Annotated in this window: 9 protein-coding genes; all 9 read right to left on the bottom strand. The window is 72.9% G+C overall.

Annotation, left to right across the window (positions count from 1 at the left end; all coding sequences use genetic code 11):
- Positions 1-731: DUF475 domain-containing protein (locus DZF91_RS33875; RefSeq protein ID WP_117361121.1), on the bottom strand; the 731-nt coding region annotated here is incomplete at its 3' end.
- A gap of 43 nt (positions 732-774) precedes the next feature.
- Positions 775-1,338 carry a TerD family protein gene (locus DZF91_RS33870; protein WP_117361120.1) on the bottom strand — a complete coding sequence of 188 codons (564 nt, stop codon included), beginning with the start codon at positions 1,336-1,338 and terminating at the stop codon, positions 775-777.
- Positions 1,339-1,606: 268 nt separating this feature from the next.
- Entirely contained in the window at positions 1,607-2,959 is a 1,353-nt protein-coding gene (efeB, locus tag DZF91_RS33865; protein ID WP_117361119.1) for an iron uptake transporter deferrochelatase/peroxidase subunit, read from the bottom strand.
- Positions 2,956-4,098: an iron uptake system protein EfeO gene (gene efeO / locus DZF91_RS33860; protein WP_117361118.1), complete on the bottom strand. Its 1,143-nt coding sequence runs from the start codon at positions 4,096-4,098 to the stop codon at positions 2,956-2,958. The genes efeB and efeO overlap by 4 nt, the downstream gene beginning before the upstream one ends.
- Positions 4,099-4,359: 261 nt before the next feature.
- Positions 4,360-4,824: a heavy metal-binding domain-containing protein gene (locus tag DZF91_RS33855; protein WP_117361117.1), complete on the bottom strand. Its 465-nt coding sequence runs from the start codon at positions 4,822-4,824 to the stop codon at positions 4,360-4,362.
- 236 nt (positions 4,825-5,060) lie between these two features.
- Positions 5,061-6,056 (bottom strand): CU044_5270 family protein, encoded by a 996-nt coding sequence (locus DZF91_RS33850; RefSeq protein WP_117361116.1) that lies wholly within the window; start codon positions 6,054-6,056, stop codon positions 5,061-5,063.
- A complete protein-coding gene (locus DZF91_RS33845) occupies positions 6,056-6,613 on the bottom strand; it encodes an RNA polymerase sigma factor (protein ID WP_117361115.1) in 558 nt (185 codons plus the stop codon). Before DZF91_RS33845 ends, DZF91_RS33850 begins: the two co-directional genes overlap by 1 nt.
- A 526-nt stretch (positions 6,614-7,139) precedes the next feature.
- Positions 7,140-8,285 carry an RNA polymerase sigma factor RpoD gene (gene rpoD / locus DZF91_RS33840; protein ID WP_199487080.1) on the bottom strand — a complete coding sequence of 382 codons (1,146 nt, stop codon included), beginning with the start codon at positions 8,283-8,285 and terminating at the stop codon, positions 7,140-7,142.
- 77 nt (positions 8,286-8,362) lie between these two features.
- Positions 8,363-10,621 (bottom strand): DNA primase, encoded by a 2,259-nt coding sequence (gene dnaG, locus DZF91_RS42440; RefSeq protein WP_117361113.1) that lies wholly within the window; start codon positions 10,619-10,621, stop codon positions 8,363-8,365.
- Positions 10,622-10,716: the final 95 nt, after the last annotated feature.

Below are 10,716 nucleotides of genomic sequence, written 5' to 3'. Positions count from 1 at the left end.
GCGGCGAGCGCGGCGCTGCTCGGGCCGCCGCGCCGGGCCTTCGCGCCCTCGCCGTCCCCGCCCGCGGCGGACGCGGCGGACGCGCCGGGCTCCTCGTCCTCGTCGTCGCCCGCGTCCGAGAACATCTCCCCGAGGCCGTCCACCAGGATGTAGGTGATCATGCCGAGCACGCCCGCGATCATCACCTCGGCCGGGTCGTCGGCGACCAGGCCGGAGACCAGCGCCAGCACGCCGCCGGTGACGACGACGGGGAGCTGCTCGAGGCGGCCGAACCGGGCGAGCGTCCGCTCGACCGGGCCGAGCCAGCGCAGCTCGCGGTCCTCGAACACCCAGTTCAGGTAGAGCATCAGCAGGAACGCGCCGCCGAACCCGGCGATCATCGGATACGCGTCCCGCATGATCGTCTCGTACCGGTGCGGCTCGGACAGCGCGAGGTCGAACGCCCGCGCCGGGCTCAGCTTCGCCGTCAGCGCCACGATGACCAGCGGGAACACCAGGCGCATGCCGAACACCGCGACCGCGATGCCGATGGTGAGGAAGATCTTCTGCCAGAACGGCGACATGCGGTCGAGCACCTTGGCGTTGACCACGGCGTTGTCGAACGACAGGGAGATCTCCAGGACCGCCAGGATCGCCACCAGGGCGAGCGCCTCGGGCCCCTGGTAGGCCAGCGCGGCGAGCAGGGCCGCCGCCGTGAGGGCGAGGGACCAGCCGAAGGTGCGTAGGATCATGCGCCCGGTTTCCGTGTCGAGGGTCGGTGGGAGGTGCGGCGGGTCATCGGGCCGCCAGGCCGTGCTCGAGGACGATCTCGCGCAGGCCGCCCGGGTAGCCCCGGCCGACCGCGTGGAACGCCCAGTCGTCGCGGCGGGTCAGTTCGCCGAGCAGGACCGCCGTCGCGGGGTCGTCGGGGCGGACCGCCACGTCGTGCCGGACCGGAGCGGCCCCGTCCGGACGCCGGGAGAGCCGGACCGACACCGTCCCGACCTGGCCGAGGCTCTGCCCCCGGTTGGCCGCGTCGAAGACCGAGACGGCGAACGCGATGCGGGCGCAGCGGTCCGGCACGGCGGCGAGGTCCACGTCGATGGTCTCGCCGCGGCCGTCCGGGACCGGTCCACGGTGCTCGACCGCGCCGTCCGGGCTGCGCGGGTTGTTGAAGTGGACGAAGTGGTCCTCGGACAGGACGACGCCCGCGTCGTCCAGCATGAGGGCCGAGGCGTCGAGGTCGAAGTCGGCGCGGGGGTCGGGCGGCGGCGTCCAGCCGAAGCCCACCGACAGCGTCGGGGGCGGGGCGGATCCGGCGACGGGGACGCCGCCCGCTCCACTGAGCGCAGCACCCATCACGGACCACTTCCTCGGAGTCGACGGACCGGCCGCCGGCCGTGCGACACGCGGCCGGACGCCGACGACAGGACGTTTCTCGACGCACTGGCGATGCTATCCGCTCCCACGGCGATCGGCTCCTCGGCTTGATCGTTTCCGTCCGGCGTCCGCGCCCGCCGGACGGCCCGGGCGGGAGTCCGCCGGACGGCCCAGGCGGGAGGCCGCCGCCCGGTGGACGGCCCCGCGGGGCCGCTCAGCCGAACGGCGGGCGGTCCCGCGGGACTTCTCAGCCGAACAGGGTCTCGCCCCAGTGGCCGCCCTCGCGGACACCCGGCGGGCACGCATAGATACCCGATCCGACGTGCTGGATGTATTCGTTCATGGCATCGGTCGCCAGATTGTTCTGGATCCGGATGAACCCGGTGCGGGGGTCGCGCTGGAAGGCGATGAAGAACAGGCCCGCGTCCAGGCGTCCGAGGCCGTCCGAGCCGTCCGTGAACGAGTAGCCGCGGCGCAGGATCCGGGTGCCGCCGTTGGAGTCCGGGTGGGCCAGCCGGACGTGCGCGGTCGGCTTCAGCCGGGGAAGGTCGACCGGGTCGTGCTCGCGGCGCCGCCCGATCGGGGCGCCCTCGTTCTTGTCCCGGCCGATGACGTCCTGCTGCTCGCCGAGGGACGCGCGGTCCCAGGTCTCGATGTGCATGCGGATGCGGCGCGCGACGAGGTAGGAGCCGCCCGCCATCCAGTCCGCGCCGTCCCGCCCGGCGGCCCAGATGTGCTGGTCCAGGGCGGACGTCTCGGTTCCGGCGACGTTGCGGGTGCCGTCCTTGAACCCGAACATGTTGCGCGGCGTCTGCGCGTCGGGGGTGGTGGAGGACGTCTTGCCGAACCCGAGCTGCGACCAGCGGACCGCGACGACGCCGAACCCGATGCGCGCCAGGTTGCGGATCGCGTGCACCGCCACCTGCGGGTCGTCGGCGCACGCCTGGACGGCGATGTCGCCGCCGCTGCGGTTCGGGTCGAGGTTGTCGCCGGGGAAGTGCGGCAGGTCCACCAGGGCCGCCGGGCGCCTGTCCCTGATCCCGAACCGGTCCTTGCCGTCCTTCTCGAAGAGGGTCGGCCCGAACCCGATCGTCAGGGTCAGCCGGGACGGCGGGAGGCCGAGCGCCTCGCCGGTGTCGTCCGGCGGGGACACCTCGGGGCCGCCGACCGCGCCCGCGCCGACGGGCCTGCCGGCGGTCATCGCGGCGGCGGCGGCCGTCCACTCCTTCAGCATCCGGACGAGCTTGGCGCGGTCGCCGGTCACGACGTCGAACGCGGCGAAGTGCAGCCGGTCCTGGACGGGCGTGGCGATCCCGGCCTGGTGCGGGCCGTGGAACGGGACGGCGGACGAGGTCGTGGCGTCGCCCTCGTCGGCGGCGGCCACGGCGCGGTCGATCCCGGCCCCGGCCGCCGCGCCCACGAGCAGGCTCGCGCCGCCGAAGCCGAGCATCCGGCGCCGGGACATCCGGCCGGACGGCGTCCCGCCCGCCCCCGGACGGTCCGTCCGCTGCCCGCCCGCACCCGCGGCGGCGCCACGCGCGACGCTCTCACCGCCGGCCGCCGGGCTCCCGCCGTCGTTCGTCCGACCGCCACCGATCATTTGGCCACCGCTCCCGCGAGCTTCGACAGGGGCTCGCCGAGCGCGTTCACGGCGTCGCCCAGGGACTTGCGCTCCGCCGCGGGCACGGTGTCGTAGGAGACGTAGCCGTCGCCCTTCCGGTACTTGGCCAGCAGCTTCTCGACGGCGGCGAAGTTCTCGTCCAGGTCCTGGGCGAGCTGCGCGTCCTTCTGCCGGACGACCGGGCGGAGCAGGTCGTAGACCTTCTTCGCACCGTCCACGTTGCCCTTGAAGTCCCAGAGGTCGGTGTGGCTGAACGCCTCCTCCTCACCGGTGACCTTGCCGGTGGCGACCTCGTCCAGCAGCTCCTTGGCGCCGTGCGCCATGTCGTTGACGGGGTCGATGGCCAGCGTCGCCATCTGGCCCTTGAGGTTCTTCAGGTCGGCCATCAGGCGGTCGGCGTACTGCTCCTTGCCCTTGACCGAGCCGTCCTTCCAGAGGGCCTTCTCCAGCAGGTGCCAGCCGGACCAGTCCGCCTTCTCGGCGGGCTTCAGGTCGGCCTCCCGCGCGTCGATCTTCGGGTCGATGTCGCCGAACTTCTCCGCGACCGGCTCGATCGTCTCCCAGCCCATCCGGGACGGGGCGTACAGCTCCTTGGCCTTCGCCACGTCGCCCGCCTTCACGGCGTCGGCGAACTTCTGGGCCTTGGCGATCGTGTCGTCCACCTGCGCCAGCACGAACGTCTTGTACTCCGAGGCGGCGTCGGTCAGCCGCGGGTCGGCCGTGCCGGCGGCGCCGCCGGACCCGGTGACCTTGATGTCGCGGGAGGGGCCCTTACCGGTCTGGCCCGCGCTGCACAGCGCCTTGTAGTCGCCGGCGGACAGGTTCACGACGAAGTTGACCGTGGTGCCGGGGCCGATGTTCTCCCGCTCGGCGATGATCTTGCCGTCCGGGCGGAGGATCTCGAACTCGTTGGCCTGCGAGCCCTTGTTCAAGACCTTGAAGGTGATCTTCCCGGCGGGCAGCTCGGTCTTCGCGACCTCGCACGCGCTGTCCGACGCGGTGACCTTGACCGCGTCGCCGCCCTTCCCTCCGTCGCCGTCGTCCCCGCCGCAGGCCGCGAGCAGGGACGCCGAAAGGGCGGAGACGCCCGCGAGGGCGAGCAGGGACGAGGAACGCATGCGGACTCCAGGACGGACTATTTGGTAAGGCTTGCCTAAATTAGCTGAACCTAACCTCATGACGTCAAGTCACCTGCCGGACAGTGAGAAGAACCACCCTCTCCCAGGCCCCTTTTTCCCCGGCCACAACCTCCGCGTCCCGCTGTGCCGCGAAGACCCGAAATACCGGGGAACGTCCCCAGCGGCAGTGGACCGGAGACGGCCCGCGCGACAGCGGGCCGGGGACCGCGCCGGCGACGGCCTGCCGGGGACGGCCCGGCGTCAGCGGCCGGGGTCGCGCAGGCCGATGGTGAGGTTGCGGGCGGCCATCGGCGGCCCGCCGGGCGCGGCCTCAGGGTTGTACGGAGGCACCGGGCCGCCCTGCTGGTACTGCTGAGGATGCTGGGGCTGGTTCTGGACGTTCTGGACGGGTTCGACCCAGACGGCCGTCCCGTACGCGCACACCTCGTGCCCGCCCCCGGCGCCGAGCGCCACGGCGTCCAGCCGCATCCCGACCACGGCGTTCGCGCCCTTGCGGCGGGCGTCGTCGGCCAGCCGCTCGACCGCCTGCCGCCGCGCCGCCAGCAGCCCGGCCGCCGCCTGCTCGCCGGTGTTCACCCGGAACGTCCCGCTGGACCCGCCCCCGGAAGCCGCCGCCTGATCGGTCTGGACGGCCACCCCGACCGCCTCGCCGAGCATCCCCCGGATCGCGTATCCGGCCAGCGCGTCAGTCGTCACGATCAGCATGACACCCCACGCTACCGTCCTCTTCCGACATACGCGTCTTCTCCCCTCCCCCGCCCTCGCATCACCTCCTCCCGAGGTCCCCGCCCCGCCCCGCGCCGGATCCCGTGCGTGCGGGACCCGGCGCGGGCGTCCACCCGCTCCCGCTCCAGAGCGGACGTAGGCCGCGTACAGCCGTCCCAGTGCAGGAGGATCAGCCGCTGGGCGTGCCGGTCGGAGCCCGTGTCGTCGGCGCGCCGCTACCGCTCGCCCGGCTTGCCGACCAGCTGGACACCGGTCCGGAGGCGGGAGCTGACGAGGGCCCCCGCCGGGAGGACGCGGCGGTTCGCCGGATCGGCCGCCCACGCCTCCCAGGCCTTCCGCTTGGCCTCCGACATCCCCGCCGGAGGCTGCGGGCGCCCCTTCCGCACGCCGTCGCTCACCATCCGGTCGCCCAGGTACCGGTAGGTCACCGGGTCGAAGAGGATCTGCACGGTGTGGGGCAGGCCCAGGCCGACCGCCCGCTCGCCCACCGCGTCCGGAGTCCGGTCGACGCGGATGCCGGGGAGCGTCCCCAGCGCCCGGTACAGCGCGGCCTGCACCTTCGGCGGCGCACCCAACGGGGAGTTCCAGAGCAGCTCGGCGGCGTTGGCGAAGGCCCGCTCATCGGCCGAGGCGGCGGCGTCCGGGGTGAGGCCCGGCTGGTCGCGCAGGGCGGCCAGCATCTTCCGGGGGTCGGTCGGCAGGGCCGCGAGCCGGCGCCACGCCCCGAGCGGGGTGGCGGCCTCGGGCCCGGCGCTCCTCGGACCGCTCACGACGACCCGTCCCCCGACCAGGCTCGCGTCCCGGAGGCCGTCGAGCCGCTGCCAGCCCTCGTCCCGGTACACCGGATGGGCCTTCCGCTTGGAGTCGTAGCCGGCGAACCGGTAGTGCACCCACTGGTCCGCCCGGGGGGTCAGGAGCGGCTGCCCGTCCGCGGTGCGCGCGGCTCCCGCCAGGACCTCCTGGGCGGCGCTCAACCGGAGGGCGTGGGGACGGGACGCGCCGGGATCCCCGCTCCCCAGGCCCACCTGCGCCACGGCGACGGCGGCGGCCGCGGCTCCCACCGCCAGCGCCGTCCCCGCGGCCCAGAACGTTCCGGCGCGCCGCGTCCGGCCGCGCGTTCCGCGGGCGAGGCGCTCCCGTCCGGCGGCGAGGGCGGACGGGGACGGCCCCGGCTCGCTGAACATGCGCTTCACGGTCTCGATCTCCTCCATCAGTTCTCCTTCGAGGGGTCCACGCCGCCGAGGACCCGGCGGATCTCGCGCTTGGCCCGGTTGAGGCGGGACCCGACGGTCCCGCTGGGGACGCCGAGGGCCTCGGCGACCTCCTGGTAGCTGAGCCCGGCCAGCGCGGTCAGGAACAGCACGTCCCGATCGGCCCGGGCCAGGCCCCTGATGGCCCGCGCCAGCTCCGGTCCCGCCTGCTGGGCCGCCACCCGGGCGGCCACGCGGTCCTCGGGGCCGTCGGTCGCGCGCTCGGCGTTCAGCCGGCCGAGCGCCTTGAGCCGGCGGCTCTCGCTGCGCCGGTGGCGGGTCACGGCCTTCGTGGCGATGCCGAACAGCCAGGGCCGGACGGTGCCGCGCGCCGGATCGAAGTCCGCCCTCTTGCGGTAGGCGACCAGGAAGACGTCGGCGGTCAGGTCGTCGGCGTGCTCCTGGCCGAGCCGTCCGGCGATGTACCGGTGGATGTCCACGGCGTGCCGGTCGTACAGCTCGGTGAACCACAGCGGATCGTCGCGGCTGCGCGGAGCGGTGTCGGATTCAACGGGCATCGGCTTCCTCCGGGTCGGTGGTCACCCGGTACTCGCCCGCAGCCGCGATCTTCTTCATGCCGAACACGATCGCGGCGGTCGGGGGTGCGGAGGCAAGCCTGCCGAAGCGCGGGAACGCGGCAGCGCTGGAGCGCCCGAGTGCCGAAGGGCGGCAGCGCGAGAGCGCGGAAACGCCGGAGCGCGGGAACGCCGGAGCGCGGGAGCGCGGGAACGCCGGAGCGCGGGAGCGCGGGAACGCCGGAGCGCGGGAACGCCGGAGCGCGGGAACGCCGGAGCGCGGGAGCGCGGGAACGCCGGAGCTCAGTGGCGGGGCGTCGGTGCGGGTGTGGAGGTCAGCCGCAGAGCCGGGGACGGAGGGTGGCGGTCAGGAAGCACCTGGCCGGGGAGTCCGCTCGTCGGAAGCGCCGGGGACGCCGTGGCGCGTCGGCGGAGGAGCGGCCGTCCGGGCCGCGTCCTCGCCGGGGGTGGCGCGGGCGCGGCCCGGAGCAGTGCGCCGGTAGGGGCGCGGTCGTCCGGGGGGACGGCCTCAGTCGAGATACTCGCGGAGCATCTGGGCGCGGGAGGGGTGCCTCAGCTTCGCCAGCGTCTTGGACTCGATCTGCCGGATGCGTTCGCGCGTGACGCCGAACTCGCGGCCGACCTCCTCCAGGGTGCGGGGGTGGCCGTCGGTCAGGCCGAAGCGCAGCTGGATGATGCGCTGCTCCCGTTCCGACAGCGTGCCGAGGATGTCCTCCAGCTGGTCCTGCAGCAGGATGAACGCCGCCGCCTCGATCGGCACGACGGCGTCGGAGTCCTCGATGAAGTCGCCGAGATCGGAGTCCTCCTCCCCGATCGGGGACTGCAGCGACACCGGTTCCTGGGCGATCCGCTGGATCTCCACGACCCGGACGGCGGTCAGTCCCATCTCCCGGCCGATCTCCTCGGGCACCGGTTCCCGGCCGAGGTCCTGGTGGAGCTGGCGCTGCACGCGCACCAGCTTGTTGATGGTCTCCACCATGTGCACCGGGATCCGGATGGTCCGGGCCTGGTCGGCGATCGCCCTGGTGATCGCCTGGCGGATCCACCAGGTGGCGTAGGTCGAGAACTTGAAACCCTTGGTGTAGTCGAATTTCTCGACCGCGCGGATGAGTCCGAGATTTCCCTCCTGAATGAGGTCGAGGAAGAGCATTCCCCGGCCCACGTAGCGCTTGGCGATCGAGACGACCAACCGCAGGTTCGCCTCGATCAGACGTTGCTTCGCCCGGATTCCCTCCCGGGAGAGCAGTTCGAGGTCGAGTCGCTCCGCCGGGGAGAGAATGGCGGTGTGCGCCAGCTTCTCCTCGGCGAAAAGACCCGCCTCGATCGATTTCGCCAGTTCGACTTCATCTTCTGCCGTGAGGAGCGGAACGCGACCGATCTCTCTCAGGTAGATGCGCACCAGGTCGCTCGTCGGCGCCCGCTTGCCGAGATCTGTCTCGTCTGCTCGCGCGACGTCCTCGGTCTCCTGCGGAGACTCCAGGACCTCGACCCCCTGTTCCGCGAGCATTCGGACGACCCGCTCGAGGGAGTCGTCCGGCAAGTCCGAGCGGTCGAGTGCGGCAGCGACGTCATCGACGGTCACACCGCCGCGTTCTCTGCCACGTGCGACGAGGTCCGCCACCTGGTCAACCGATGGCGCCTCGCTTGGCAGCACCGAAGGGCCCACGTGGACAGTCTGCGTTATCGGGGGCCTAGATCACAGGACCCATTTTGCGGTCTCTTGACTTATCGCTATCCAAGCCCGCGCTCCCGCAACACCCGTCTCTGCTGCTCAAGCGCGACAAGATCACCGAAGAGCCGGTGGTACTCCTCGGATTGCTCGGCCGGATTCAGCCGTCCGAGTTTAGATTTCACGTCCCCGATCTGCCTGGTGAGCAGGCGTTCCTGAATTCGGGCCAGCAGTGCCGCCGCATATCGGTCATCCGATTCGGACGCGGACTGTGTCGGCTCGACTCCAAGCATGGTGATCAGGTCCCTGACCTGGGTGTTCGCGGCCTGCTCCAGAAGGCGGGAGATCCACTCCGCCGGATCGACCGCCGTGGCCACTCCCCCGACCGCCCCGACGACGCCCCGGACCGTCGCGTGCGCGGGCACGAGGAACGCCTCGCCGGGCACCAGGTCGAACTCCGGGCCGACCACGGCGGGACGCTGAACGACCAGCTTCAGCAGCTCCCGTTCGAGCACGACACCGGGGTCGTGCGGATCGAACGCCGGGGTTTCGGACCGCCCCGAATCCCCCGGAGTCTCGCCCTGGCCTTGGCCGGACGGACCGTATCCCCCGTTGCCGGACGGCCCATACCCGCCGTCGCCGCCGTAGGAGCCCTGCCGGTCATATGTACCCTGCCGGTCGTAGGGGCCCTGCCGGCCGGGCGTCCCGTCGGCGTACCCCTGCCGGCTGCCGCGCTGGCCCCCGCCATAGCCGTTCTGACCGTTGCCGTAGCCGTTCTGGCCGTTGCCGTAGCCGCGCTGACCGCCGCCGTTGCCGTAGCCCTCGCGTCCGCCGTTGCCGCCCCGCTGGCCGTTGCCGTAGCCCTCGCGTCCGCCTCCGCCGCGCTGGCCGCCGTTGCCGTACTGGCCGTTGCCGCCGTTGCCGTACTGGCCGTTGCCGCCTTGGCGGGACTGGCCGCCGGGGCCCTGGCCTCCGCGCCGGGCCTGCTCGCGCTGGGCCAGGTCGCGGACGCGGCGGAGCACGAAGCGCTCGTCCATGATGCCGAGCCAGCGGTCGAGGTTGACGGCGTACATCTGGCGGAGCGCGCGGTCCTTGATGCGGGCGACGATCGGCGCGGCGGCGTCGAGCGCGGCCAGCCGCCCCTCGGTGGTGTTGAGGTCGTGCTCGCCGATCTTGGACCGGACGACGAACTCGAACAGCGGGGTGCGCGAGGCCACCAGGTCGCGCACGGCCGCGTCGCCGTGCCGGACGCGCAGGTCGCAGGGGTCCAGGCCGTCGGGCTGGACGGCCACGAAGGTCTGCGTGACGAACTTCTGCTCGCCCTCGAACGCGCGCAGCGCCGCCTTCTGCCCGGCGGCGTCGCCGTCGAAGGTGAAGATCACCTCGCCGCGGAACTCGTCCTGGTCCATCAGCAGCCGGCGCAGGATCTTGATGTGCTCGTCCCCGAAGGACGTGCCGCAGGTCGCGACGGCCGTCGGCACCCCGGACAGGTGGCAGGCCATCACGTCGGTGTAGCCCTCGACCACGACCGCCTGCCGGGACCGCGCGATCTCCTTCTTCGCCAGGTCGGCCCCGTACAGGACGTTCGACTTGTGGAAGATCGGCGTCTCGGGGGTGTTCAGGTACTTGGGGCCGTCGTCGTCCTCGTAGAGCTTGCGCGCGCCGAACCCCACGACGTCGCCGGACAGGTCGCGGATCGGCCACATCAACCGGCCGCGGAACCGGTCCATCGGCCCCCGGCGGCCCTCCTTGGCGAGCCCCGCGGTGATCAGGTCGGCGTCGGCGAACCCGCGTCCGCGCAGGTGGCGGACCAGGGCCTCCCACTCGCGGGGCGCGAACCCGACGCCGAACCGCTCGGCGTCGGCCGCCTCGAAGCCGCGCTCGGACAGGAAGCCGCGCCCGATCATCCCCTCGGGCGAGCGGAGGTTCTCGGCGAAGAACTCCGCCGCGGCGCGGTGCGCCTCGACCAGCCGCGCCCGCTGCCCGGACTCCTGCCGGGGCTGGAACGCGCCGCCCTCCTCGTACCGGAGCTGGATGCCGGCCTTGGCGGCCAGCCGCTCGACGGCCTCGGTGAAGGTCAGGTGGTCGATCTCCTGGACGAACTTGATCACGTCGCCGCCGGCGCCGCAGCCGAAGCAGTACCAGAGCCCGCGGGCCGGGGTGACGTTGAACGAGGGCGACTTCTCGTCGTGGAAGGGGCAGAGGCCCTTGAGGTTGCCGCCGCCCGCGCTCCGCAGCTGGAGGTACTCGCCGATCACGGCGTCGAGCGATGACCGCTCGCGTACGAGCGCTATGTCCTCATTGCGAATCCGGCCTGCCACAGCGAACGAGTCTAGGCGCGCCCCCGGACAATCCGTGCCGTCCGGCGCCGATCCGGCCGCGTCCGCCCGCCCCGGTGGCCGCCGCGCCGCCGCAG

It is taken from the genome of Actinomadura logoneensis (assembly GCF_003428695.1).
GTDB lineage: Bacteria > Actinomycetota > Actinomycetes > Streptosporangiales > Streptosporangiaceae > Spirillospora > Spirillospora logoneensis.
This window is presented reverse-complemented; position numbering and strand designations above follow the sequence as displayed.

What these genes read in the sequence shown, in the direction of transcription:
- DZF91_RS33850 (WP_117361116.1), bottom strand. Translation starts at nt 6,056, where the DNA reads ATGGAGGAGATCGAGACCGTGAAGCGCATGTTCAGCGAGCCGGGGCCG.
- efeB (WP_117361119.1), bottom strand. Translation starts at nt 2,959, where the DNA reads ATGATCGGTGGCGGTCGGACGAACGACGGCGGGAGCCCGGCGGCCGGC.
- efeO (WP_117361118.1), bottom strand. Translation starts at nt 4,098, where the DNA reads ATGCGTTCCTCGTCCCTGCTCGCCCTCGCGGGCGTCTCCGCCCTTTCG.
- DZF91_RS33855 (WP_117361117.1), bottom strand. Translation starts at nt 4,824, where the DNA reads ATGCTGATCGTGACGACTGACGCGCTGGCCGGATACGCGATCCGGGGG.
- DZF91_RS33845 (WP_117361115.1), bottom strand. Translation starts at nt 6,613, where the DNA reads ATGCCCGTTGAATCCGACACCGCTCCGCGCAGCCGCGACGATCCGCTG.
- DZF91_RS33870 (WP_117361120.1), bottom strand. Translation starts at nt 1,338, where the DNA reads ATGGGTGCTGCGCTCAGTGGAGCGGGCGGCGTCCCCGTCGCCGGATCC.